Annotated in this window: 23 protein-coding genes and 1 tRNA gene; 9 read left to right on the forward strand and 15 right to left on the reverse strand. The window is 63.0% G+C overall.

Features of this window, described 5'->3' with window-relative positions:
• Positions 1 to 49: 49 nt before the first annotated feature.
• Positions 50 to 1,939: an ABC transporter ATP-binding protein gene (locus TR61_RS13190; protein ID WP_050930551.1), complete on the reverse strand. Its 1,890-nt coding sequence runs from the start codon at positions 1,937 to 1,939 to the stop codon at positions 50 to 52.
• A gap of 168 nt (positions 1,940 to 2,107) precedes the next feature.
• Between TR61_RS13190 and TR61_RS13195 the strand changes: the two genes are divergently transcribed.
• Complete coding sequence (locus TR61_RS13195; protein WP_050930552.1) at positions 2,108 to 3,316, forward strand: pyridoxal-phosphate-dependent aminotransferase family protein; 1,209 nt, start codon at positions 2,108 to 2,110, stop codon at positions 3,314 to 3,316.
• 37 nt (positions 3,317 to 3,353) lie between these two features.
• Here the strand turns inward: TR61_RS13195 and TR61_RS20270 are convergent, their stop codons facing one another.
• Positions 3,354 to 3,596, reverse strand: a complete 243-nt coding sequence (locus tag TR61_RS20270; protein ID WP_216595401.1) for a hypothetical protein — start codon at positions 3,594 to 3,596, stop codon at positions 3,354 to 3,356.
• A gap of 75 nt (positions 3,597 to 3,671) precedes the next feature.
• Positions 3,672 to 4,787, reverse strand: a complete 1,116-nt coding sequence (locus tag TR61_RS13205; RefSeq protein WP_050930572.1) for a pyridoxal phosphate-dependent aminotransferase — start codon at positions 4,785 to 4,787, stop codon at positions 3,672 to 3,674.
• A 94-nt stretch (positions 4,788 to 4,881) separates the two neighbouring features.
• Here TR61_RS13205 and TR61_RS13210 point away from each other — a divergent pair, with 94 nt between their 5' ends.
• Both TR61_RS13210 and TR61_RS13215 read left to right on the forward strand, forming a co-directional pair.
• Positions 4,882 to 5,961, forward strand: a complete 1,080-nt coding sequence (locus tag TR61_RS13210; RefSeq protein WP_050930553.1) for an SMP-30/gluconolactonase/LRE family protein — start codon at positions 4,882 to 4,884, stop codon at positions 5,959 to 5,961.
• Between the two features lie 66 nt (positions 5,962 to 6,027).
• On the forward strand, positions 6,028 to 6,813 hold the full coding sequence (locus TR61_RS13215; RefSeq protein ID WP_050930554.1) for a crotonase/enoyl-CoA hydratase family protein: 786 nt from the start codon (positions 6,028 to 6,030) through the stop codon (positions 6,811 to 6,813).
• Positions 6,814 to 6,820: 7 nt separating this feature from the next.
• Here the strand turns inward: TR61_RS13215 and TR61_RS13220 are convergent, their stop codons facing one another.
• The 3 genes from TR61_RS13220 to TR61_RS13230 form a co-directional block, all read right to left on the reverse strand.
• Positions 6,821 to 7,153 carry a DnaJ family domain-containing protein gene (locus TR61_RS13220; protein WP_050930555.1) on the reverse strand — a complete coding sequence of 111 codons (333 nt, stop codon included), beginning with the start codon at positions 7,151 to 7,153 and terminating at the stop codon, positions 6,821 to 6,823.
• A gap of 18 nt (positions 7,154 to 7,171) precedes the next feature.
• Positions 7,172 to 10,267: a valine--tRNA ligase gene (locus tag TR61_RS13225; RefSeq protein WP_050930556.1), complete on the reverse strand. Its 3,096-nt coding sequence runs from the start codon at positions 10,265 to 10,267 to the stop codon at positions 7,172 to 7,174.
• A 318-nt stretch (positions 10,268 to 10,585) separates the two neighbouring features.
• Positions 10,586 to 11,209 carry an HD domain-containing protein gene (locus TR61_RS13230; RefSeq protein WP_050930557.1) on the reverse strand — a complete coding sequence of 208 codons (624 nt, stop codon included), beginning with the start codon at positions 11,207 to 11,209 and terminating at the stop codon, positions 10,586 to 10,588.
• A 171-nt stretch (positions 11,210 to 11,380) separates the two neighbouring features.
• Between TR61_RS13230 and TR61_RS13235 the strand changes: the two genes are divergently transcribed.
• Both TR61_RS13235 and TR61_RS13240 read left to right on the forward strand, forming a co-directional pair.
• Positions 11,381 to 13,678: a xanthine dehydrogenase family protein molybdopterin-binding subunit gene (locus TR61_RS13235; protein ID WP_050930558.1), complete on the forward strand. Its 2,298-nt coding sequence runs from the start codon at positions 11,381 to 11,383 to the stop codon at positions 13,676 to 13,678.
• Positions 13,656 to 14,723: a DUF2235 domain-containing protein gene (locus tag TR61_RS13240; RefSeq protein ID WP_050930559.1), complete on the forward strand. Its 1,068-nt coding sequence runs from the start codon at positions 13,656 to 13,658 to the stop codon at positions 14,721 to 14,723. The genes TR61_RS13235 and TR61_RS13240 overlap by 23 nt, the downstream gene beginning before the upstream one ends.
• Positions 14,724 to 14,783: 60 nt before the next feature.
• On the opposite strand, the gene TR61_RS13245 is transcribed toward TR61_RS13240, so the two are convergent.
• From TR61_RS13245 to metF, 3 genes are read right to left on the reverse strand one after another with little or no spacing between them, the layout of a single operon-like run.
• Complete coding sequence (locus TR61_RS13245) at positions 14,784 to 15,485, reverse strand: SH3 domain-containing protein (protein WP_050930560.1); 702 nt, start codon at positions 15,483 to 15,485, stop codon at positions 14,784 to 14,786.
• 39 nt (positions 15,486 to 15,524) lie between these two features.
• Entirely contained in the window at positions 15,525 to 16,004 is a 480-nt protein-coding gene (locus tag TR61_RS13250; RefSeq protein ID WP_050930561.1) for a PaaI family thioesterase, read from the reverse strand.
• Between the two features lie 60 nt (positions 16,005 to 16,064).
• Entirely contained in the window at positions 16,065 to 16,931 is an 867-nt protein-coding gene (metF, locus tag TR61_RS13255; protein ID WP_050930562.1) for a methylenetetrahydrofolate reductase [NAD(P)H], read from the reverse strand.
• Between the two features lie 94 nt (positions 16,932 to 17,025).
• Between metF and TR61_RS13260 the strand changes: the two genes are divergently transcribed.
• Positions 17,026 to 17,931, forward strand: a complete 906-nt coding sequence (locus tag TR61_RS13260) for a LysR family transcriptional regulator (protein WP_050930574.1) — start codon at positions 17,026 to 17,028, stop codon at positions 17,929 to 17,931.
• A gap of 81 nt (positions 17,932 to 18,012) precedes the next feature.
• On the opposite strand, the gene TR61_RS13265 is transcribed toward TR61_RS13260, so the two are convergent.
• Positions 18,013 to 19,053, reverse strand: a complete 1,041-nt coding sequence (locus TR61_RS13265) for an NADP-dependent oxidoreductase (protein WP_050930563.1) — start codon at positions 19,051 to 19,053, stop codon at positions 18,013 to 18,015.
• Between the two features lie 125 nt (positions 19,054 to 19,178).
• Between TR61_RS13265 and TR61_RS13270 the strand changes: the two genes are divergently transcribed.
• Positions 19,179 to 19,964, forward strand: a complete 786-nt coding sequence (locus TR61_RS13270; RefSeq protein WP_050930564.1) for an inositol monophosphatase family protein — start codon at positions 19,179 to 19,181, stop codon at positions 19,962 to 19,964.
• A gap of 68 nt (positions 19,965 to 20,032) precedes the next feature.
• Here the strand turns inward: TR61_RS13270 and TR61_RS13275 are convergent, their stop codons facing one another.
• Both TR61_RS13275 and TR61_RS13280 read right to left on the reverse strand, forming a co-directional pair.
• Complete coding sequence (locus tag TR61_RS13275; protein ID WP_050930565.1) at positions 20,033 to 20,386, reverse strand: GFA family protein; 354 nt, start codon at positions 20,384 to 20,386, stop codon at positions 20,033 to 20,035.
• Complete coding sequence (locus TR61_RS13280; RefSeq protein WP_050930576.1) at positions 20,383 to 21,171, reverse strand: rhomboid family intramembrane serine protease; 789 nt, start codon at positions 21,169 to 21,171, stop codon at positions 20,383 to 20,385. Before TR61_RS13280 ends, TR61_RS13275 begins: the two co-directional genes overlap by 4 nt.
• 94 nt (positions 21,172 to 21,265) lie before the next feature.
• Between TR61_RS13280 and TR61_RS13285 the strand changes: the two genes are divergently transcribed.
• Positions 21,266 to 21,835 (forward strand): tetratricopeptide repeat protein, encoded by a 570-nt coding sequence (locus TR61_RS13285; protein WP_050930566.1) that lies wholly within the window; start codon positions 21,266 to 21,268, stop codon positions 21,833 to 21,835.
• A gap of 47 nt (positions 21,836 to 21,882) precedes the next feature.
• Positions 21,883 to 21,968 (forward strand) — tRNA-Leu (locus TR61_RS13290).
• A gap of 101 nt (positions 21,969 to 22,069) precedes the next feature.
• On the opposite strand, the gene TR61_RS13295 is transcribed toward TR61_RS13290, so the two are convergent.
• The 3 genes from TR61_RS13295 to TR61_RS13305 form a co-directional block, all read right to left on the reverse strand.
• Complete coding sequence (locus TR61_RS13295; protein ID WP_050930568.1) at positions 22,070 to 22,555, reverse strand: flavodoxin family protein; 486 nt, start codon at positions 22,553 to 22,555, stop codon at positions 22,070 to 22,072.
• A gap of 3 nt (positions 22,556 to 22,558) precedes the next feature.
• Positions 22,559 to 24,277: a methionine--tRNA ligase gene (metG, locus tag TR61_RS13300; RefSeq protein WP_050930570.1), complete on the reverse strand. Its 1,719-nt coding sequence runs from the start codon at positions 24,275 to 24,277 to the stop codon at positions 22,559 to 22,561.
• A 73-nt stretch (positions 24,278 to 24,350) separates the two neighbouring features.
• Positions 24,351 to 24,827, reverse strand: a 477-nt coding sequence (locus TR61_RS13305) for an MFS transporter (RefSeq protein ID WP_157440912.1), incomplete at its 5' end; no start/stop codon positions are given.

Consider the following 24,827-nt stretch of genomic DNA (forward strand, 5'->3'; position numbering starts at 1 on the left):
GTCTGACAGGAGGCCCCGGATCAGGTCCGGGGCGAGCGGAGCGGATTAACTAACCGAACAGTTTTTGCCCGATGCGGCGCAGAAGGCCGGGTTTGGCCTCTGCGCTTTGGCGCGCCGCGCCGCGCAGCGCCTGTTCGCCCGCGGGGTCGATCACCTTCTTGCCGCCCCGGAACTGCAGACGATAGAGGTCGGAATAGGCGCCGCCGCGGGCCAGAAGATCGTCATGGGTGCCTTCTTCGACGACCTCTCCGCGATCCATGACGATGATCTTGTCGGCATTGCGCACCGTGGACAGCCGGTGCGCGATCACCAGCGTGGTGCGCCCGCCCGACAGTTTGTCCAGCGCATCCTGCACCACCTTCTCCGATTGGGTATCAAGCGCGCTTGTGGCCTCGTCCAGAAGCAGCACGGGCGTGTCGCGCAGCAGCGCGCGGGCGATCACCACCCGCTGGCGCTGCCCGCCCGACAGGGCCGAGCCGCGCGGGCCCACGCGGGTTTCCAGACCGTCCGACAGCTTGGGCAGGAAATCCGACACATGGGCGGCGTCCAGCACGTCTTTCAACCGCTCGTCCGTCACATCGGTGCGGCCTAGCAGGATGTTTTCGCGCAGGGTTTCGTCAAACAGCAGCGCCTCTTGCGTGACCACGGAAAAGAGGTTGCGCAGATCCTCAAGCGCCATCTGATCCACCCGCACGCCGCCCACTGTCACCGCGCCCTGTTGTGGATCAACAAGCCGGGTCAACAGGTTGAAAATCGTGGATTTCCCCGCGCCGGACGCGCCCACAAGCGCGGTGGTCTTGCCCGCTTCGGCCCTGAGGTTGAGCTGGCGCAACACCGGTGCCTCGCCATAGGAGAAGGTGACGTCCTTGATTTCGACCTCGGGAATGCCTTTGGGCGGGGCCACAGGGTTTGGCGGCGATTGCAGAGTGATAGGCGCGTCGTTCAGTTCCTTGATCCGTTCGATCGCGGCGGCGGCAGCCTGCCAGGTGCCCACCAGCGCACCCAACCGGCGCATCGGGTCGAAGGCCAGGCCCATCGCGGTGAAGAAGGACATGAACTGGCCCACGGTTTTCTCGCCCGCGATAATCTCGGCCCCGCCAAAAAGCAGCACGCACATGAAGCCAATCCCGCCCATCAGATCGACAAGGCCGGGGATGGTGGCGGTGCCAAAGGCGGCGCGGGTCTCGGAATAGACAAAGCGGTCGGTCTGCGCGCGGTAATGGCGGGTCTGGTAATCCTCAAGCCGGTTCAGCTTGACCGGCACAATGCCGTGGAAGATCTCATCGAGCCGGGTGGCCAGCGCCGCGCCCACATCGCGGGCCTGGCGCGCCTTCTTGCGCACATAGCGCTGCGCAACAAAGGCGGGCGCCAGCATCAGCGGCACGCCGATGCCTGCAAGCGCCGCCCAACGCCAGTCGATATTGATCGCCACGCCCAGCAGCACCAGAAGCGAGATCAGGTCGCGCCCTGCGCCAGTGATCAGGGTGCGCCAGACGATATTCACCGATTCCACATCGCCCTGGACGCGCTGGATCAGAAAGCCCGGCGGATGGGTCTGGTGAAACGCGCCGTCCTGTTTGATCAGCCGGCCCAGCAGATGCAGGCGCAGATCGGCGCCGGTCAGCAGTGCGATGCGGGTCAGAAGCACTTTTTGAATAATGCCGGAAAAGGCGCGGATCACGAAGATCGACAGGATCACCAGCGCCACGACCCACAGCGCGCCGCTGTCGCGTTCGACAAAGACGTTGTCGAACATCGGCTGCATCATGTAGCTGATTGCGCCGAGCGTAGAGCCTTCGATGATCATGAAGATCAGCGCGATGCCCAGAAGCCCCAGATGTTTGCGCAGGTATTCGCGCCATAGCCAGGCGAGCAGAACACGCGAGGAGGCGCCGTTCTCGGAACCGGGGGTGGGGGTCGTGGAACTGTCCGTAGGCATCAAGGCTCCGGCGAAACTTACAGATCGCGTCCAGCCGGTTTAGAGTGCCTGATCCCCCCTTGCAAGCATGCGCTGCGTGACGTTGCGCCGTGGGTGCGGGGCATGGATTGACGCCGCCGGGCGTGGGGCTAGTCTGCGCGCGACATAGCGCAACGAAAGTCTCCCCCGATGAGCATGACACATTCCCCCTCTGGCGGACGGAGTTATCTGGCCATTCCCGGACCCTCGGTCGCGCCGGACGCGGTGTTGCAGGCGATGCACCGCGCCTCGCCCAATATCTATGAGGGCGAGCTGATCGACATGATGCCGGGTCTGGTCGCGGATCTGAAATATGTGGCGCGGACCGATCATCAGGTGGCGATCTATATCGGCAACGGCCATGCGGCCTGGGAGGCGGCACTGGCCAACACGATGGCGCCCGGCGATCTAGCGCTGGTGCCCGCGACGGGGCGGTTTGCCCATGGCTGGGCGGATATGGCGGCCGGGCTGGGGGTGGAGAGCCGGATCCTGGATTTCGGCAAACAGTCACCCTGGGATATGGAGCGGATCGCCGAGGCCTTGCGCGCGGATACCGATCACCGGATCAAGGCGGTTCTGGCGGTGCATGTGGATACCTCGACCTCGATCCTGAATGATGTGCCGGCTTTGCGCGGGCTGCTGGATGATCTGGGCCATCCGGCGCTGCTGATGGCTGACTGCATCGCGTCGCTGGGATGCGACCGGTTCGAGATGGATGCCTGGGGCGTCGATGTGATGGTCACCGGCTGCCAGAAGGGGCTGATGGTGCCGCCGGGCGTGAGTTTCGTCTTCTTCAACGACAAGGCGCAGGCAGCGCGGGCCGGGCTGAGCCGTGTCAGCCGGTATTGGGATTGGGAGCCGCGCGCCCATCCGCAACAGTTTTATCAATATTGGGCCGGGACCGCGCCCACGCAGCATTTGTACGGCCTGCGCACGGCCCTGGACATGATCCGTGCCGAGGGCATCGAGGCGATCTGGGCGCGCCATGACCGGCTGGCGCGCGCGGTCTGGGCCGCCTGCGAGACCTGGGCGCAGGAGGGGCCATTTGCGATGAACGTGGCCGATCCGGCGCATCGGTCGCGGGCTGTGACGTCCCTGCGGCTGGAGGCCCCCCAGGCCACCGAGCTGCGCCAATGGGTCGAAACCAATCTGGGCCTGACATTGGGGATCGGTCTGGGCATGGCCGAACCGGGCGATCCGGCCTGGCACGGGTATTTCCGTTTTGGCCATATGGGCCATGTGAATGGCCAGATGATCATGGGGCTGCTGGGCGGTGTGGAAACCGGGCTGTGTGCATTGGGTATTCCGCATGGGCGCGGCGCGCTGGAGGCTGCGGCACAGGTTTTGGCAGAGGCCTAGGCAGGAGGTCCCGGGGCAGGCCAGGGACGGGCACGTCTTATGCTTCGGGACCGCCCGCGCGCATCCGGGCGAGGCTGAGCTTGCCGAATATCGGGGTGATGCCGCGTGTGTCGCCCACATGCTCCACAAAGCGGTTGATCAGCAGGGCGATCATCAGCACCGGAAGGACGCCCCACAGCATCCAGACAACAAAGAAAATCCACAGCAGGTTGATGCCCAGCATGTTGATCGCGGCATTGGTGAAATCCGGCGCCTGACCGGGATGTTGGTTGTCCATCATGCGCAACTCCTGTCTCGCATGCGACAGTATAGCGCACCTTTCGTAAATGTCAGGTAAACACCGCGCGATCTGCGCCTATTGGCGATCCTGTGCCTCTTTCAGCGCCAGTGGCAGTGCGTGGGCGAAGGCGTCGAGGTTTTCTTCTGTGCCACAGCTGACGCGGATGCAGCGGTTTTGCGGGGCGGCGAAGGGCATGCGCACGAAGATGCCCCGCGCCACCAGACCGTCCAGCACCGCCTTTGCGAAGGCGCCGTCACCTCCGCAGTCGATGGCCACGAAATTGGTGGCCGAGGGCAGGGGGGTCAGCCCGTTCTCCTGCGCGATCTGGTTGATGCGCGCGCGCGCCCCGCGGATTTCGGTCTGGACATGGGCCAGCCAGTCGTCATCGGCCAGCGCGGCCAGCGCCGCGGCCTGGGCTGCGCGGTTCATGCCGAAATGGTTGCGGATTTTGTGGAAAGCGTCGATCAGCGCAGGCGCGGCCAGCGCATATCCCACCCGCGCACCCGCCAGCCCGTAGACCTTGGAGAAGGTGCGCATGCGGATCACGCGCGGATCATCTGCGGCGACGGGGGCTGCGGTACCTTCAGGGGCGCATTCGACATAGGCCTCGTCCAGCACCAGCAGGCAGCCATCGGGCAGGTGGTCGAGCGCGGCCACGATATCGGCGCCGCGATGCCAGCTGCCCATCGGGTTGTCGGGATTGGCCAGATAGACCAGCTTGGCCCCGACCTCCGCCGCTTTGGCAAAGAGCGCTTTGGGGTCTTCGTAATCGTCGCGATAGGGCACCTTGTGCAGCACGCCGCCAAAACCTGCGACGTGATAGTTGAAGGTGGGGTAGGCGCCGTCTGAGGTGACCACCGCATCACCCGGTTCAACGATCAGCCGGACGAGGTAGCCCAGAAGCCCGTCGATCCCTTCGCCCACCATGACACTGTCAAACCCCAGCCCGTGTTTGGCGGCCAGAGCGTGGCGCAGGTCATGGCTTTCGGGATCGCCATATTGCCAGATCTCGGCCGCGGCCTTCTGCATGGCGGTGATCGCCTTTGGCGAGGGGCCGAAGACGTTTTCATTCGCGCCGAGGCGGCCGATGAAGGGGGCGCCGCGCTGACGTTCCTGCGTCTCGGGGCCCACGAAAGGCACGGTGGAGGGCAGGGTTTCGGCAAGGCGGGTCAGGCGAACAGGGTCTTTCATGGCGCGCAGATAAGCCAAAGCGCGGGTGTGCCGCAAGACTTGCGTGATGTGGGGCGCTGGGGCAGGCTGACATGGTCAAACCGGGGGAGGGGCGATGCGTATTCTTCTGGGGCTGGTCGTGCTGGGTGCGATCTATCTTGCCACCTGGCCGGTGTCGGTGGAGCCGGTGGCCTATGACCCGCCAGAGCCGCCCGAGGCGAGCGGCGTCTATGCGCCCAACACCGCTTTGTCGCAGGCCGAGTGGATCGCGCTGCCCGGTGGCGCGGTGGGTCCAGAGGATCTGGCGGTGATGGGCGATGGAAAGATCTATTCCGCCGATCTGGAGGGGCGGCTTTACCGCATCGACGGGGACGCTCCGGAACTGGTGGCGCAGCTGGACGGCAGGCCTTTGGGGCTGGATGCCGGGCCGGATGGGCGGCTTTACATCGCCGACAGTTTCAACGGCATTTTCGCCTGGACGCCGGAAGGGGGCGCGCAGCCCGTGGCGACCGAAGTTGCTGGCGCGCCGATCATCTATGCCAATCAGCTGGATGTGGCGCGGGACGGGACGGTGTATTTCTCGAACTCCTCCGACAGGTTCGATCCCGAGACCATGGGCGGGACCAAGCCCACCTCGGTTCTGACGATCTGGGAGCAATCCGACAGCGGCTATGTTGCGCGGATCGACCCGGATGGAACGGTCATGAAGATTGCCGAAGGGTTTGTCTATACCAATGGCGTAGCGCTCTCGCCCAATGAGGATTTCCTGCTGATCGCCGAGACGGGGCGCGCGCGGGTGCACCGGCTGTGGCTGACCGGAGACCGGGCAGGGCAAAGGGAAGTGCTGCTGGATAACCTGCCGGGATACCCGGACAATATCGAACCCATGGGCGATGGCACCTTCTGGATCGCCTTTGCCAGCCCGCGGGTGCCGGCGGAGGCGTTGATGCCCTACCCGACCTTGCGCAAGGTGATCTGGCGGGTGGGCCCTATGGTGCGGCCTGCGCCGATCGAGGAAGGGCACCTGATCGAGATCGACATGGAAGGCCGCGTATTGCGGTCGGTGCAGGACCCGGAGGGGCGCTTGGGCATCACCACAGGCGGACGCATTGTGCGCGATCAGTTTTACATCATGACGCTGGACAGCCCCGGATTTGGCCGGATGCCCGCCAGCGCCCTGCCGCCGCGCCGGTAACCTGACGTCGCGCTGGTTTTCGGGCGCAAAATCGGGTGAGGTGGCGGCAAAATTCGGGAGGATGCCATGGCTCGTGTCTCAGTCACCTATGAAAACCACATCGCGCAGGTCACGCTGACACGCGCGGACAAGATGAACGCGATGGACCCCGAGATGATCGAGGCGATCATCACGGTCGGTCAGGAAGTGGCAAGTTCCGACGCCCGCGCGGTGGTTTTATCGGGCGAGGGCAAGGGGTTCTGCGCCGGCCTTGATGTGATGAGCTTTGGCGCGATGGCGGGGCAGGACCCGCAAGAGTTGATCATGCCACGCACCCATGGCGACACGAACCGCTGGCAGGAAGTGGCGCTGGTCTGGCGTCGCGTCCCGGTTCCGGTGATCGCGGCGATCCATGGCGTGTGTTACGGCGCGGGCTTCCAGCTGGCGCTGGGGGCGGATATCCGCATTGCAGCACCTGACACCAAGATGGCGGTGATGGAGATGAAATGGGGCCTGATCCCCGATATGGGCGGCATGGTTCTGCTGCCGCAGCTGGCGCGGTCGGACGTGATCCGGCAACTGACCTACACCGCGCGGCCTATCCCGGCCGAACAGGGCGAACGCTGGGGGCTGGTGACATCCCTGGCCGATGATCCGGTGGCGGCGGCGACCGAGCTTGCGACGGAGATTGCGGGCAAAAGTCCCAGCGCCATCCGCGCTGCCAAACGGCTGATCTCTGTGGCGGAAAGCGGGGCGGATCGCGAAACGGTTCTGCTGGCAGAAAGCCAGGAACAGGCCGATCTGGTGGGCAAGCCCGACCAGATGGAAGTGATCGCTGCCAGCATGCAAAAACGCGCGCCGGTTTTTAAGTAAGCCTGCCTTACCGGAAGAAGGCCCGTCTGGCATCACGCGCCATGTTATAGCGCATTTCCAGATCGGCGATCAGGCGGCTGGCCTCCTTGCGCTGGTCTGGGTCGGTGAGCGTTGCGAAGTGGCGGCGTGCGGCGTCGAGTTTTTCTTTCAGATCAAACTCTTCCGGGCGCACCCCGGCCTCGGCCATGATGCGGTGACCGGCAGCGAGGCCTGCATCGATGAAGGCATCGGCGGTGCGATCGGGCAGGGGTTTGCCTTCCCCTTCAAGGTGAGAAAGCTTGCCTTCCGCTTGCGCCTTGCGGATCTGCCGTTCGGTCAGTTTGTCCCAGTTCCATGCCATAAGCACAGTATAGCAGGATCAGCCCAATTCTGACAGGCGATCCAGTGCCTCTTTCAGCTTGGCCTCTTCCTCTTCGCGCTCGGCAAGGTTGGCCTTCGTTTCCTCAACGACCTCTTCGGGTGCGCTTTCAACGAATTTCGGGTTTTTCAGCCGCCCGCGCAACCCGCCCAGTTCCTTGGCGAGCTTGCCTAGCGTCTTTTCAAGCCGTGCCTTTTCTTCCGCGATATCAATGATATCAGCAAGCGGCATGCCGAAGCGCGCGCCAGCGGCGGGCACGGCGATCGTGCCTTTGGGGAAGCTTTCGGCGTGCTCCAGACTTTCGATCCGCGCGAGACGCTTGATCAGCACCTCGTTGCGCGCCCAAGCGTTCTGGCCCGCCTCATCCAGCTGGGTCGCCAGCAGCGGCACATAGGCACCCGCAGGTACATGCATCTGCGCGCGCGCCGAACGGACGGATTCGATCAGGCCGATGACCCAGTTCATCTCGTGATCGGCATCTGCATCGACAAGATCGGCAGGCGTGTATTCCGGCCAATCGGCGTGGATCAGCATCTTCGCCCGCGTGCCCGAGAGGCCCCAAAGTTCTTCTGTGATGAACGGCATGATTGGGTGCAGCAGGATCAAGCATTGGTCCAGCGCCCATTTCATGGTCTCTTGCGTCTCGGCCTTGGCGGCGGCGTCTTCGCCCTGCAGCAGGGGTTTGGAAAACTCCACATACCAGTCGCAGACCTTGCCCCACACAAAGGCATAAAGCGCGTTGGCCGCGTCGTTGAAGCGGTAGTTATCGAGCGCCTCATCGACCTCGGCCAGGGTCTTCGCGGTCTCCCCGATGATCCATTTGTTCAGCGTCTGGCTGGGCTGCGGGATCGCGTCGGCGGAGACGTCAAAGACGCCGTTCATTTCGGCGAAACGGGCGAAGTTCCACAGCTTCGTGCCGAAGTTCCGATAGCCCGTGATCCGCTGCATATCGAGCTTCAGCACGCCCCCAAGGCTCGCCATCGCGGCATTGGTGAACCGCAGAGCGTCCGCGCCGAATTCGTCAATGATCTCAAGCGGATCGACGACGTTTCCAAGGGATTTCGACATCTTCTTGCCCTTGGCGTCGCGCACGAGGCCATGGAGGTAGACGTCCTTGAATGGGATCTGGTCCACCACGGCCAGCTGCATCATCATCATGCGCGCAACCCAGAAGAAGAGGATGTCCTGGCCGGTGACCAGAACCGAGGTCGGGAAGTAGCGTTTCAGCTCATCCGTGTCCTCGGGCCAACCGAGCGTGCCGATGGGCCAGAGGCCGGAGGAGAACCAGGTGTCGAGCACGTCGGGGTCGCGCCAGACGGGATAGACCAGTGTCGTCGGGTCCTGGCTGACAGCGTAATTGGCAAGCGTCTCTGCCAGCATCTCGGCCGCCTCATGGCGATCCGCGACCTCCACCACCGAGGCGTGGTTCAACGGGATCGGCAGCCCGGCGAGGACATCGGTGAACTGACCGGCAACAGCGTCGAAATCAGACGCGCAATGGATGTGCTCTTCGCCCTTCAGCAGGGTTTGAGCCGACAGCAGGCGCATGGTTTCCACCACATCCAGCGCGCCATCACCCTCGTCATCGGTGAAGCCGTGAGCCGCCAGATCAAAGCCGTACCACACCGGGATCTGATGCCCCCACCAAAGCTGGCGAGAGATCGTCCAGGGCTCGATATTCTCCAGCCAATGGTAATAGGTCTTCTCGCCGCTCTCGGGCAGGATCTTGACCGTGCCGTTTTTGACCGCCTCCAGCGCGGGGCCCACGATCTGGGCGGTATCCACGAACCACTGGTCGGTCAACATCGGTTCGATCACCACTTTGGAGCGGTCGCCAAAGGGCTGCATGATCGGCTTGTTTTCGACGTAAGGAACGACCTCGCCGTCCTCATCCGTGATCATCACGGCCAGGCCCTCGGCGGTGATATCGGCCACGACGCGTTTGCGCGCCTCGAACCGGTCGAGCCCGCGATATTCATCCGGAACAAGATTGATCGCATCAATCTCGGCCTCCGAAAGCTGTGCGCCTTCGATGATGGATTGCGCGATGGCAGCCGCCTCGGCATAGGGCGCGCCGTCGTCGCGCATCGCGCCTTTGGTGTCCATCAGGCGGTAGCAGGGGATGTTCCCGCGCTTGGCCACGGCATAGTCGTTGAAATCATGCGCGCCGGTGATCTTCACCGCGCCCGAGCCGAAATCGGGGTCGGGATAGTCATCGGTGATGATCGGGATCAGACGGCGATGTTCTTTCGGACCAACCGGGATTTCACAGAGTTTTCCGACGATTGGTGCATAACGTTCATCTGATGGATGAACAGCGACCGCGCCATCGCCCAGCATGGTTTCGGGCCGCGTGGTGGCGATGGAGATATAGTCGCGCTCTTCCTCCAGCACGACAGTGCCATCCTCGTCTTTTTCCACATAGGTGTAGGTCTCGCCCCCCGCGAGCGGGTATTTGAAATGCCACATGTGGCCCGCGACTTCGATATTCTCGACCTCAAGATCCGAGATCGCGGTTTCAAAATGCGGGTCCCAGTTCACCAGTCGCTTACCGCGATAGATCAGGCCCTTGTTGTACATATCGACAAAGACCTTGATCACCGCATCGTGGAAATTGCCGTCCTCACCCTCGGGGGCCGAGGGCGCGCCGGACATGGTGAATGCCTCACGCGACCAGTCGCAGGACGCGCCGAGGCGCTTGAGCTGCCCGATGATCGTGCCGCGCGATTTGATCTTTTGCTGCCAGACGCGCTTTTCAAAAGCCTTGCGGCCCATTTGGATGCGCGTGGGCTCTTGATGTTCCATCATCTCTCGTTCGGTCACCATCTGCGTGGCGATGCCTGCGTGATCGGTGCCGGGCTGCCAGAGCGTGTCGAAGCCCCGCATGCGGTGCCAGCGGATCAGGATATCCTGCAGCGTGTTGTTGAACGCGTGGCCCATATGGAGCGAGCCTGTGACATTCGGGGGCGGGATCATGATGCAAAAGGTTTCCGCGCGCGACGCGTTTGCCCCGGCGGTGAAACACCCGGCCTCTTCCCAAGCCTGGTAGAGGCGGCTTTCGGCTTCGGCGGCGTTGAAGGTTTTGTCCATGCTCATCGCAGTGATCCCTTTTCGTCTTGCGGGTTCATCTAGCGAAGGACGGGGGCAAGGGAAAGGTGGGGCCGCGGATTTCTTGCGTTTGGACCGGAGTGCCCTGTGTGAACGCCGGTTTGGGGTATTTGGGGCCAGAAAGAAGCAGCAACGGTTCTTTAACCAGAATCGCGTCACTCATGTCTTGCGGTACAGGCTGGGGAGCCGATGACCGCGCCAGGAAGAAGTGGCCCGGTTCTGCGTAGCACTGCCAAAGGCGCAGACGGCGCAGGATCGGGCGCTTCGATCTTGCTTCTTTCTGGCCGCAAATACCCGATCCGACGCTTACCCCACGCGCTGCGCGGCGATGTCCGGGTTGACCAGCGGTTCCCTTGCGCCCGGGCGGATCACGTCCGGGTCATAGGCGTTGCGGGCAAAGACCTCGCGCACCATCGGGGCGAAGAATTCAATCGGCAGGTCGTCGTAATCGGGATCGAAACTGGCCTGATCCCAGCGTTCGCAGAACGCGGCGCAATCGTCGAAATAGGGGTGGCCCGCGTGGCGGTCGCGCTTGTGCTGGTCGAACCCGTCGAGGTGGTGCCCGTAATAGAGCATCTGGAAATCGCCATGAGTCTGGACCACCCAGGTGACCTGTTCGCGCACGAAGGGTTTCAGGATCGTGGCGGCATATTCGTCATGGTTATAGGGCGCATAGATGTCTCCGATGTCGTGCAAGAGGGCTGCGACCACCCAATCGGTATCCGCCCCGTCGCGCCAGGCGCGGGTGGCCGATTGCACCGAATGGCCCAGTCGCGTCACCTGATAGCCCGAGAGGCTTTCGTCCAGCTCGACCAGCGCCTTCAGCAGCCGGTCTGCAGTGCCTTTGGTGTATTCGATCTCGTGGGCATTGAGGAATTCGTAGTCCTCTTTCGTGCCGTCTTTCATCTGTGTGAAACTGACCTTGTCCATCGCGCTATCCTGTCCAGAGTTTTCCCAAAGCGTACCGCGCGCCGCGTTGCCCGGTAAAGAGGTGTTGCGCCGAACTGTGCGGTTAATGCGGCGATTTCCGAGGGTATGACCGCTGGACATTGCCAGTATCGAGGCTAGTGTCGCCCGCAAGGAAAACGCGCGAGGTGAGCCATGGACAAGTTCGGAAAAAGCCAACCGGTCAAACGTGTCGAGGATGTACGGTTCCTGACCGGCAAGGGGCGCTATGTCGATGACACGGCCCCGGATGGCGCGCTTTATGCGTATTTCTTCCGGTCGCCCGTGGCGCATGGTGAGATTTCCGAACTGGACCTGGAAGATGCGCGCGCGGCCGATGGTGTGCATCTGGTCGTGACTGCGGCCGATATGGAAGAGGCGGGCGTCAACATCGCCATGGGGGCGGTGCTGACCAAGAACCGCGATGGCAGCCCGGGCGCGGGGCCGGAACGGCCGATGCTGGCGCGGGACCGTGTGCGGTACGTGGGCGAGGCCGTGGTGATGATCGTGGCCGACAGCCTGGCGCAGGCGCGGGATGCGGCCGAGATGATCATGTTTGATACCAATGACTTGCCGGCCAAAATGGATGTGCTTGCAGGCGGGGAGGTGATCCATCCGGAAGCGCCGGACAACCGTGCCTTTGACTGGGGCATGGGGGATGAGGATGCGACCGAAGCCGCCTTTCAGGCCGCGGCAAAGACCGTCTCATTGGAGATCGACGACAACCGCATCATCGTCAACGCGATGGAGCCGCGCGGCTGCTGGGCCAATATCGAAGACGGGCGTCTGCATCTGCTTTATGGCGGGCAGGGCGTCTGGGGGATGAAGGACCGTCTTGCCACCGCCTTTGGGCTGGAGGCCGACCAGATCCGCGTGACCACCGAAGATGTGGGCGGCGGTTTCGGCATGAAGGCCATGGCGTACCCGGAATATTTCTGCGTGGCCCATGCCGCGCGGGTGCTGGGCAAGCCGGTGCGTTGGATGTCGGACCGGACCGAGGCGATGCTGAGCGACAACGGCGGGCGCGACCTGGTGTCAGTGGCGGAACTGGCCTTTGACGACAGCAACAAGATCATGGCCTACCGCGTGAAAACTCGTTGCAATCTGGGGGCTTACAACTCGCAATTCGCGCAAAATATCCAGACGCAGCTGTTTTCCCGCGTGTTGATGGGCGTCTATGACGTACAGACCACATGGCTGAATGTCGAAGGGTTTTTCACCAATACCACGCCGGTCGATGCCTATCGCGGCGCCGGGCGGCCCGAGGCGATCTATGTGCTGGAACGGGTGATTGACCGCGCCGCGCGGGAGCTGGGCGTGGATCCGTGGGAGCTGCGGCGGCGCAATTTCATCAAGCCTGATCAGTTCCCGTACAAGACTGCGACGGGTGAAACCTATGACGTGGGCGACTTCGACAAGGTGCTGAACCGAGCAGCAGTGGAGGCGGATCAGGCAGGCTATGCCGCGCGGGTGGAGGCGGATGCCAAGCGCGGGCTGCTGCGTGGGCAGGGCCTGTGTTACTACATCGAAAGCATTCTGGGCGATCCGTCCGAAAGCGCGAAGGTCGAGTTCAACGAGGATGGCACCGCGTCGATCTATGTCGGTACGCAGTCGAACGGGCAGGGGCATGAGACGGTCTATGCTCAGTTCCTGGCCGATCAGACCGGTATTCCCGCCGACAAGATCAGCGTCATTCAGGGCGACAGCGACCGCATCAAGCAGGGCGGCGGCACGGGTGGATCACGCTCTGTCACCGTGCAGAACAACGCAACGCTTGCCACCGTCACCAAGATGATCGAGGCGTTCACGCCCTATCTGGCGGAGAAGATGGGGGTGGATGGGGCCGAGATCAGCTTTGATGACGAGACCTTCCGCGCGTCCGGTTCGAACCTGACGCCGACCTTCCTGGAAGCAGCCGAGATGGCGCGCGCCGATGGCCGGACAGACCTCTTGACCCACGAGGCCCGTGTGACACTTGAGGCACGCAGTTTCCCCAACGGGGCGCATGTGACAGAGGTGGTGATTGATCCCGAGACCGGGGTTCTGACCGTGGACCGCTATACCGTGGTTGACGATTTTGGCAATCTGATCAATCCGTTGCTGGCCGAAGGTCAAGTGCATGGTGGCGTTGTTCAGGGCATCGGGCAGGCCGTGACCGAGCATGTGGTTTATGACGAGGACGGCCAGCTCCTCACGGCAACGTTCATGGACTATGCCTTGCCGCGGGCCGACAACGTGCCCATGATTGGCTTCACCTCGGAACCTGTGCCGTCCACGGCGAACGTGATGGGCATGAAGGGCTGCGGGGAGGCCGGCACGGTCGGCGCTCTTGCAGCGATTGCCAATGCGGTTCAGGACGCGCTTTGGGACCGGGGGATCCGGCAGGTGGACATGCCGTTCACCCCGCTGAAGGTTTGGGAATTGCTGCAGGATGATAAGATCGCGGCTGAGTGAACGGTTCTTCGGATGGTTAGGCGGTAAATTCGCCTCTCGCCATTCGGCGGCTGTTCGGGTTCGTGGCCCGCAATCCCATGTGATCATTCTGGATGGCACCATGTCCACGCTTGAGCCGGGGCATGAGACGCATGCAGGCGTCACCTATCGCTTGTGTCAGGAGATGGGCAACGACGTCTCGGTCTATTACGAGGCTGGGGTGCAATGGCCCAGCTGGCGCGAGACGCTGGATGTGATGATGGGGCGCGGGATCAATCGGCAGATCCGCCGCGCTTATGGATATCTGGCCTCGCGCTACAGGCCCGGAGATACGATTTTCCTGTTCGGCTATAGCCGGGGTGCTTACGCGGTCCGGTCACTGGCGGGCGTGATCGACCGCGTGGGACTGTTGCGGCCGGAGCATGCCACGGAACGGATGATCACCACCGCTTACCGGTACTATGAGCGCAATCCCGACAGTCCGAATGCAAAGGTGTTTCGCGACACGTTTTGCCATGATCGGGTCGAGATCGAGATGGTGGGCGTGTGGGACACGGTGAAGGCGCTGGGATTGCGCTTGCCGCTTCTGTGGCGGTTGGCCGAGGCGCGGCATTCGTTTCACAACCATCATCTGGGCCATAGCGTGCGGCACGGGTTTCATGCGCTGGCGCTGGACGAAACCCGCGAGGTGTTCGAGCCGGTCTTGTGGGATTGCCCCGAAGGATGGCCGGGCCAGCGGGTGCAGCAGGTCTGGTTTCCCGGCACTCATGGCGATGTGGGTGGGCAGTTAAGCGGGTATGAGGCGGCGCGGCCGCTGGCCAATGTTTCGCTGCAATGGATGCTGGAGAAGGCAGAGACCTGCGGTCTGCCCCTGCCGGACGGCTGGCCGGCACGGTTTCCGGCGGACCCGAACGCGCCGTCGGTGGGTACATGGCGCGGGTGGGGGAAGATTTTCCTGCTGCGCAAGAAGCGCAAGGTTGGGGCGGATGTGTCTGAAAGCCTGCATGAAACTGCGGCCAACCGGCCGGTGGGCGAAGCGCCGGGCGTTGCGATGAAGGGGGCCTGATCCGGGGCTTCGGAAGGGCGGCGGGAGGCCCCGGATCAGGTCCGGGGCGTGTCGGTGGCCTCAGTCCCCGGCGAGGAACATCACCATTTTCCACGAGGACCCGTCGCGTTCGAACCGCGCGCGGTAGCCCACTGCGGCCGTCACCTGATCGGCGCGGACATATCCTTGTTGGCCATTGCCGCGCGTGACCTTCAGGAATCGTTTCTCTTTTCCGTCCAATTCATTGAAATCCAACAGCAAAACCTCGTGGTCCATGGTTGCTATCACCCGCGAGAGGCCCGAGCGGCCTGCGCGCAGGGGCACGTCGCTGCCCATGACGAAATAGGTCTCGTAGGGGGTGAACATCTGGGGCAGGTCGATATCCACGGCCCAGGTATAGGGGGCGGAGAAGGCGGTTTTGCCGTCTTTGAACTGGCCGCCCAGGGTCAGCACATCTTCCAGCGCGGCCCAGTATTCGGCGCGATGTTTCTTGGCAAGGTGACGGTATTCGGGGGAGTAAAGATCTTCCGGCCGGGTCAGGAATTGGATGAAGGCCGCGTGGCCCTCATCGCCACCAAAGCTGAGATGCACGTCGGTGCTGACGAAATCCAGCATGCGGGCGATATCGCGGGCGCGCACCGCGTCCAGGAAATCGGCGCGGTATTGGGCAAAACCCGGCACCTGCGGGCCTTCATCGACTGGTTTGACCTGTATGATCTGGGCCGCGGCGGGGGACAGGGCGAAGGACAGGCAGGCGGTCAGGATCAGAAAAAGCTGTTTCATGACCGCAGCTTGGCGCGAAATCCGCACCCTGCCAAGGGGTCAGGCGATCTTCATGATGATGCAGGTGGTGGTGCCGGTGGCGTACAGCTTGCCGTCCTCGACGCCCCGGATCTCTCCATGCGCGACGCCGGTGGAGCGGCCCGCATGATCGACCACGCCGGTGCATTCGATCAACGTGCCCAGCGGGATCGGGCGCATGATCGAAATCTTGTATTCCAGCGTGGTATAGACCGAGCCCTTGGGCACGCGGGTCATTACCGCACAGGCCATCGCGGAATCCAGAAGCGTGCCGTACCACCCGCCATGCACGGCCCCCATGGGATTGGTTGTTTTGAATTCGGGCGCACCGCGGAAGGTGACACGGCCGTCTTCGACATTGTGCAGGGTATATCCCATTGTGCCGGCGATGGGCGGGCCGGGCAGGCGGCCCTCCAGCATGCCCTGCATGAATTCGAGACCCGACATGGAGAGCACCTCTTCGGTGCTCAGCAGATCGGCGGTGGATTGGGCGATGGGCATGGCAGCCTCCGGTCTGAATGGTCAGGCGGAGGCTATCAGCGCGGGAGCGGCGGGCAATTGTTACGCGACGTTCTCAAGCTGGACCTTGGGTGTGACACCCAGCGCGAAACAGACATCGCGGGTCAGTTCCGGGCGGTTGAGGGTGTAGAAATGCAGGCTGTCGACGCCGCCGTCGATCAGGTCGCTGCACAGCTCGGTGCACAGCGCCGTGGCCAGCAGATCTTCGCGCCCGTCGCGCACCGCTTTGTCGAACGCGTCTTCGACCCAGGCGGGGATTTTCGTGCCGCAACGTTTGGCGAAGTTGCGCGCGCCTTTCCAGTTCTCGATGGGCAGGATGCCGGGGATGATGGGGGCGTCGATGCCGGCCTTTTCGCAGGCGTCGCGGAAACGGAAGAAGGTTTCGGCCTCGAAGAAGAACTGGGTCAGCGCCTCGGTTGCGCCGGCGTCGATCTTGCGTTTCAGCCAGTTGACATCGGCCTGGGCGTCTGCTGCCTCGGGGTGGATGTCGGGATAGGCGCCCACGCGGATGTTGAAATGGCCGGTGTCTGCCAGCGCTTCGATCAACTCGCAGGAATTGGCGAAGCCGTCGGGATGGGGGGTGAACTGCCCTTCGCCCTTTGGCGGATCGCCACGCAGGGCGACGATGTCTTTTACGCCTGCCTTGGCGAAGCCTTGTGCAATCTCAAGCGTTTCGGTTTTCGATGCGTTCACGCAGGTCAGATGTGCGGCAACCGGCAGGCCCGAGGATTTGTGCAGCGTCGCCACCGCGTCGCGGGTCAGGTCGCGTGTCGTGCCGCCTGCGCCATAGGTGACCGACACGAATCGCGGGTCCAGCGGGGCCAGCGTTTGCACGGTGTCCCAGAGGCGAAAGGACGCCTCGATTGTTTGGGGCGGGAAGAATTCGAAAGAAACCGAAGGCACAGACATGGGCGACATCCTGATTGCGTTTCTGTCTTGTCGCATGTGCAGCATTGTGAGACAATTTCATAATACTCAAGAACAACATGAGCGGGCCGATAGGTTGCATATCGAATTTCGTCATCTTCGCACGATCAAGGCTATCCACGAGGCGGGCGGTCTGGCCCGGGCTGCCGATCAGCTGCACATCACCCAAAGCGCGCTGAGCCATCAGATCAAGGGGTTGGAGGATCAGGCGGGCGTTGAGCTGTTCGTGCGCCGGTCAAAGCCAATGAAGCTGTCGGCGGCGGGGATGCGGCTTTTGCGGCTGGCGAACCAGATCCTGCCGCAGGTTGAAGCCGCGCAGGAAGAGTTCTCGAACCTGCGAGAGGGCAAGGCAGGCCGGATGCATATCGCCATCGAATGCCATGCCTGTTTCGAATGGCTGTTCCCGGTGCTGGAGGGGTTCCGCAAATCCTGGCCGGATGTGGATGTGGATATCCGCCCCGGCCTGGCCTTTGACGCGCTGCCCGCGCTGCAGAAAGAAGAGGTGGATCTGGTCGTGTCGTCCGACCCCGAGGACCTGCCCGGCGTGGAGTTCGTGAAGCTTTTTGATTATGCACCGGTTTTTGTGGCCTCGGCCCAGCATCCGCTTGCTGCAAAGCCCTTCGTGGAGGCGGCCGATTTCCGGGGTGAGACGCTGATCACCTATCCGGTGGAACGGTCTCGTCTGGATGTGTTCAGCCAGCTTTTGATCCCGGCCAAAGTGGAGCCCGCCGCGATCCGGCAGGTGGAACTGACGGCGGTGATCCTGCTGCTGGTGGCGTCGAACAGGGGGGTGTCGGTTCTGCCCGACTGGGTTGTGCGCGAGGTCAAGTACAGCTCGGACTACGTCACCCGGCCCCTGACGGAAAAGGGGATCACCCGCACGCTTTATGCCGCCGTCCGGTCGGAGGATCGTGACAAGCCCTTCATGCAGAAGCTGATCGAACTGGCGCGGGTCGAGGCCAAGCGGCTGCAGGAGGCGTGAGCCTGCCATAGGCGCCCCGGGCCTGACCCGGGGCCTCTGGTTGAGGGTTGAGGTCCCGGGTCAGGCCCTGGACGGGGGTAATCAGATCAGTTTGACCAGTTGTTTGCCCTTGTTGCGCCCCTGAAGCAGGCCAATGAAGGCCTCGGGAGCGGCGGCCAGGCCCTCGGCCACGTCTTCGATATGCGCGATTTCTCCGCTGACGACTTTTGGGGCAACGTCGGCAAGGAAGCTGGGCAGCTTGTCCCAGTGATCGGAGATGATGAAGCCGTTCACCGACAGGCGGTTCACAAGGATCATGCGCCATGTGCGCGGCAGCAGGTCTTTTTCACCGCCTGCGCCGGCGCCCAGGCCACCTGCGTTGTACCAGCTGATCATCCCGCAGACGGGGATGCGCCCGCCCACATTCATCAGCGGCATCACCGCTTCCAGAACCTTGCCGCCCACGTTTTCGAAATAGATGTCGATGCCGTCGGGGCAGACCTCTTTCAACGCCGCGCGCAGGTCGCCCGCGCTGTCATAGGCGCGGTGATCAAGACAGGCGTCAAAGCCGAACGTGTCTGTGGCCATGGCGCATTTGTCTGTGCCGCCAGCGATACCCACAGTGCGCAGGCCGGCAAGGCGCGCGAGCTGGCCCACCATGGACCCGACCGGGCCAGTGGCTGCGGCCACGACCAGGGTTTCACCCTTTTGCGGGCGGCCCAGTTCGGTCAGACCGTACCACCCGGTGAAGCCGGGCATGCCCAAGACACCAAGTGCTGTCTGGATCGGTGCAATGGTGGGGTCGAGTTTCTGCAACATCTTACCTGAGGCCACTGCATGTGTGGCCCAGCCCAGCGGCCCCATGACCATATCGCCGGGTTCAAAACCCTTGGCGTTTGAGGCCAGAACCTCGCCCACTGCGCCGCCTTCCATGGTGCCACCCAAGGGCACGGGCTGTGCATAGGAGGGCCCGTCATCCATCCGCCCGCGCATATACGGATCAAGCGACATGTAATGGACACGCACCAGCACCTCGCCTTCGCCGGGTTCGGGGATGGGGCCGGACTCGAGCTTGAAGTTTTCGGGTGTGGGCGCGCCTGTGGGGCGGCTGGCAAGTGTGATACGCTGCATCTGGTCGGTCATCTCTGGGCCTTTCGGTGGGTTGGCATATGTGTCGCCGCGACATTTCCGGTATGCGCCTGGCCGCAACGTCTTGGCAAGGCGCAATGGCTGGCCTATACGCGCGGCTTGAACGACAGGAGCCCGCGATGTCCGGCAGTGCAAATCTTAACGTCATGATCAAAGCCGCGCGTCTGGCGGGGCGGTCGCTGGTCAAGGATTTCCGCGAGGTGGAGAACCTGCAGGTGTCGGTCAAGGGCGCGGGGGATTTCGTGACCAAGGCGGATCTGCGTTCTGAGGCGATCATCAAGGAAGAGCTTCTGGGTGCACGCCCGACCTATGGCTGGCTGGCCGAAGAGGGCGGTGAGATCGACGGCAAGGACCCCACCCGCCGCTGGATCGTTGATCCGCTGGATGGGACGACGAACTTCCTGCACGGGCTGCCCCATTGGGCGGTGTCGATCGCGCTTGAACACAAGGGCCAGATCGTGGCCGGTGTGATCTTTGACCCGGCCAAAGAAGAGATGTTTTTCGCCGAAAGGGGCGGTGGCGCCTTCATGAACGAAACCCGCCTGCGCGTGTCGGGCCGCAACCGGATGATCGAGAGCATTTTTGCCACCGGTCTGCCCTTTGGCGGACGGTCGGATCTGCCCGCGACGCTGCAGGATCTGGCGCGGCTGATGCCGGTCTGTGCCGGTGTGCGGCGCTGGGGGTCGGCGGCGCTGGACATGGCCTATGTGGCGGCGGGCCGCTATGACGGCTTCTGGGAACGGCGACTGAACGCCTGGGATCTGGCGGCGGGTCTGGTGATCCTGCGAGAGGCGGGCGGGTTGGCCCAGCCGATTGATCCCGAAGGCGATATCCTGACCGATGGTGAGGTGATCGCCGCCAACGAGCCGATGTTCGACAGCTTTGCCAAGATCATTCGCGGGTAATTCCCGGCGCTTACATCCCGGCCTTGTGCCGGGATCTCTGGCAGAGGCCCCGGCTCAAGGCCGGGGCGTCAGCTGTTTGCCCCGTCTGTCCACTCGAACGGTTCCAGCGTTGAGGGATCGACGCCCTCGATACAGCCCACATTGATGCCCACTTCGTCTGGCATGAATTTGCGTTTGTGGTGGGTGTAGATCCCGCAGGTTTTGCAGAAATAGTGCTGTGCGGCGTGACTGCCCCAGGTGTAAAGGCCCAGATTGTCCTGCCCTTTCAGCACATTGAGCGATGCCCAGGGGGCCGAGACATTCGCCGCCTGACGGCGTTTGCAGAACGAGCAGTTGCAGCGGCGGGCTTTGGACAATGGCATGCTGAGATCCGCCTCGATCACCACCGCGCCGCAATGGCAGGAGGCTTGCACGCGGGTCATTTGCGGATCCGCGGGATGCGCGTGATGCTGTTGCGGGGAACCTCGTTGCGGCTGATCTTGGGGATACGGCTTTCGGCAAAGACATAGCGCGCTTCGGGATGGGGCGGGTGGCCTTCGGTCTTGTTCCAGAACGCCGTGCCGCCCAGACGCAGCCACAGCGGTACGGTCAGGATCATCCCGGCCAGAAACCCGCCCGCATGGGCCCAATAGGCCACGCCGCCCTGATCCCCCGCTGAGGTGAAGCCGCCCAGGAACTGCATGCCCAGCCACAGCCCCAGCATGATCCATGCGGGGATCGGCAGGATGCGGAAAAAGATCACCAGAATGATCAGCACATCGACCTTGGCCCTGGGAAAGAGCAGCAGATAGCCCCCCATCACCCCGGCAATCGCGCCCGAGGCCCCGATGGTCGGAATGCCGGAATAGGGCGCGGCCACAACCTGCATCAGCCCGGCGGCAACACCCGAGGCAAGATAGAAGAGAAGATACCGCATATGCCCCATCTCATCCTCCATATTGTCGCCGAAAATGAACAGAAACAACATGTTACCGGCCAGGTGCATGAAGCCCGCATGCAGGAACATGGAGGTGAAGATCGTGTGCAATTCGCGCCCGGCGCTGATTTCATAGGGGACGATGGCCCAGGCGTTGTAAAACTCGAACAACGCGACCTGATCGCTGTAAAGCGGGTAGGCGGCGATGAAAATCACGATATTCAGCGCCATCAGCGCATAGGTGATGTAAGGCACGCGGCCCGACGGGTTGTGATCGCGGATCGGGAACATATCGCAGAAGCTGATGCGCGGGGCCGTCCGGGTCAAGAGCCCGTGCACGACAATTTGTCTTGACCTGTGCCGGTTCCGCGCCACGCTTACAGGCATGTCACGTCTGAGCTTTATCCTGATCGCCGCGCTGGCGCTGAGCGCCGGAATGGCGCGCGCCGCGGATTGCCCCGCGCCCCCTGACCACAGCGACCAGCTGGAGGGGCTGTTTGCCCAGATCTCGGCCGCGGAGAACGACATGGATGCGCGTGAGATCTCGAACCAGATGTGGGAGCTTTGGACGGATGCGCCCGATGAAGCCGCGCAGGCGCTTCTGGACCGGGGGATGCGGGCGCGATCGGGTTATGATTTTCTGGGCGCGCTTGATGCGCTGGACCGGCTTGTTGAGTATTGCCCTGACTATGCCGAAGGCTACAACCAGCGCGCCTTCGTGAATTTCCTGCGGCATGATTTTCCCGCAGCCCTTGTGGACCTGAACCGCACGCTTGAGCTGTCGCCGCGCCATGTGGGCGCGCTGTCAGGCAAGGCGCTGACGCTGATGGGCATGGGGGAACTGGACGAAGCGCGGGCGGTTCTGACCGCCGCGCTGGCGCTGAATCCGTGGCTGAGCGAGCGGCATCTGGCGGCGCCGGGCGGCCCGCTGGCGCCTGTTGGCGAAGACCTCTGATCGGCGCTTTTCCTTTTTGAACCATGTGTCTATGGTCGCGCGTGCTGGCCCGCGTGGTGGAATGGTAGACACAGGGGACTTAAAATCCCCAGGCAGGAATGCCGTGCCGGTTCGAGTCCGGCCGCGGGTACCAGCAGATCGGGTTTCTGGGGGGCACGCATTTTCGAAAATGCGTGGAAAGCGGTTTCGAAACCGCTTGTCCAAGCCGCTTCGAAGCGGCTTGCGACCAGGCAGTCAGAACGCGCCCATTGCCAGGCCCGCACCAAGGGCCGCGCCCAGATCGCGGCAGGTTTGCAGATCGTCTTGCGTGATCGTCTTTTCCGCCAGGATCGCCTCGGGGGTCTGTGCGTGGGTGCAGATGATCAGGGGGGGCTGCACCTCTTTCAGCCGCCAGCCTGTGGCGATACGGGCCAGCTGGCGGGCGGCGTTTTCACCATCGGATCCGGCGCAGATCATCTGGGCATAGGGCCGCCCTTCGATCCGGCCCAGGACGGGGTAATAACAGCGGTCGAAGAATTCCTTCATCTCACCAGACAGGGCGGCAAGGTTTTCGGGCGCGCCGAACAGATAGCCGTCCGCGGCCAGCAGATCTTCGGGGGTGACCTCATGCGCGCGCATGAGGCGCGTCTCGGTCTCCGGTTGGGCACCTTCATGGGCGGCCTCGGCCATCTGGCGGCTGCCGCCGGTGCGGGAGTGCCAGATGATCAGAAGCTGCGCCATGGATCAGTCGCGTGTTCCCGCGAACCGTGCCTGCCAGTCTTCGCGCTGCTCATCGGTGATCTTGGCGAAAAGCACATCCGGCACGGTGAAGGCATGGCCGGCGGGCAGGGCCGTCAGGGCCGCGGTCACGTCAGAGGGCCATTCGGTGTCAAGCGTGTTCATCGCGCTCAGCATCCGGCCTGATGCGTCGGGGATGAATGGGGCCGAGAGCACCGCATAGAAGCGGATCAGGTTCAGGCCCAGACGCACCTGCATGGCAGCCTTTTCCGGGTCTTCCTTGAAGGTCGACCAGGGCGCCACGCTTTGCAGATATTCATTGCCCGCAGCCCAGATCGCGCGCAGCTCTTGCGCGGATTTGCGCACCTCCATCCGTTCCATGGAGCGGTCATAGGCTTCAAGCCTGCGCGACAGCTCGTCGATCAGGGCCTGTTCCTCGGCGCCCATGTCTCCGCCTGCGGGCACCGCTTCGCCGAATTTCGAGCGGCAGAATTTGGTGATCCGGCTGACGAAATTGCCCAGCACATCGGCCAGATCCTTGTTCACGCCGGATTGGAAGTTTTCCCAGGTGAATTCGCTGTCCGAACTTTCGGGGCAGTTCGACAGCAGCCACCAGCGCCAGTAATCGGCAGGCAGGATTTCCAGCGCCTGATCCATGAAGACGCCGCGCCCCTGGGAGGTCGAGAACTGGCCGCCGTCATAATTCAGGTAGTTGAAAGACTTGATGTAATCCACCAGCTTCCACGGCTCGCCCGACCCGATGATCGTGGCGGGGAAGGACAGGGTGTGGAAGGGCACGTTATCCTTGCCCATGAACTGGGTGTAACGCACATCATCGGCCCCCTTGTCGGTGCGCCACCAGCGTTCCCATTCGGCATCGTCACGGCCTGTGGCTTCGGTCCATTCGGCGGCGCAGGCGATATATTCGATGGGTGCGTCGAACCAGACATAAAAGACCTTGCCTTCCATGCCGGGCCAGTCTTCCTCGCCCTTCTTGACCGGGATGCCCCAATCCAGATCGCGCGTGATGCCGCGATCCTGCAGCCCATCGCCATCATGGAGCCATTTCCTGGCGATCGAGGTGGTCAGCACGGGCCAGTCGGTTTTCGAATTGATCCACTCGTCCAACTGGTCGCGCATCTGGCTTTGGCGCAGGAAGAGGTGCTTGGTCTCGCGCACTTCCAGATCGGTTGAGCCGGAAATGGCACTGCGCGGGTCGATCAGATCGGTGGGATCGAGCTGTTTCGTGCAGTTTTCGCACTGATCGCCGCGGGCCTTGTCATAGCCGCAATTCGGGCAAGTGCCTTCGATATAGCGGTCGGGCAGGAAGCGGCCATCGGCATTGGAATAGACCTGTTTTTCGCTGACCTCGGAAATCAGCCCCGCATCGGCGAGCCGGCCCGCGAAATGCTGGGTCAGCCGGTGGTTCTGCGGCGAGGAGGAGCGACCAAAATGATCGAAGCTGAGGCGGAAGCCTTCGGCGATGCGGGCCTGCACCTCGTGCATCTCGCGGCAATAGTCCTCGACCGGTTTGCCGGCCTTCGCGGCGGCCAGCTCGGCTGGCGTGCCATGTTCGTCCGTGGCGCAGAGAAACAGCACCTCATTCCCGCGCGCGCGCTGGTACCGGGCAAAGAGGTCGGCGGGCAGCTGGCTGCCTACAAGGTTTCCCAGATGCTTGATCCCGTTGATATAGGGGATCGCCGATGTGATCAGATGGCGGGTCATGGGCCGTGCCTTGATGGGTCTGTGATGCTTTGGCGGTCGCTTTAGCGCATCGCCGGGACGGTGACCAGATGGCTCACTCGCCCGGCTGGTCTTTTCGCGCCTCGCGCTCGCGGCCCAGAAGACGCCCGATGGTGAAACTGGTGCGTGGGGCATAGACATAGCCGGTGCGATGTGACGGCGAGGGGCGCGCGCGCATTCGGGTCAGGCCGAAGACCACAAGCACCACATGCCCCGCCGCGATCAGCAGGAACAGGGCGGGCGGTCCGAAGGCCTGGATCAGGACCGAGGCGACATAGGGCGCGGCGATGGCACCGGCCGCAAACCAGAACATGAGCGCCGCCGACAGTTCGACCCGTTCATGGCTTTCGGCGAAGTCATGGGCGTGGGCGGCGGCGACGGAATAGATCGGGAAGCTGGTGAAACCGAAAAGCCCTGCGGTCAGCATCACGCCCATCGTGCCCAGATCCTGCGCGGCGATGGTGATTCCGCAGCTGAGCACGGCAGCCACCGACAGCCAGATCAGCACCCAGCGGCGGTCGAACTTGTCGGC

It is taken from the genome of Aestuariivita boseongensis, assembly GCF_001262635.1.
Lineage (GTDB): Bacteria > Pseudomonadota > Alphaproteobacteria > Rhodobacterales > Rhodobacteraceae > Aestuariivita > Aestuariivita boseongensis.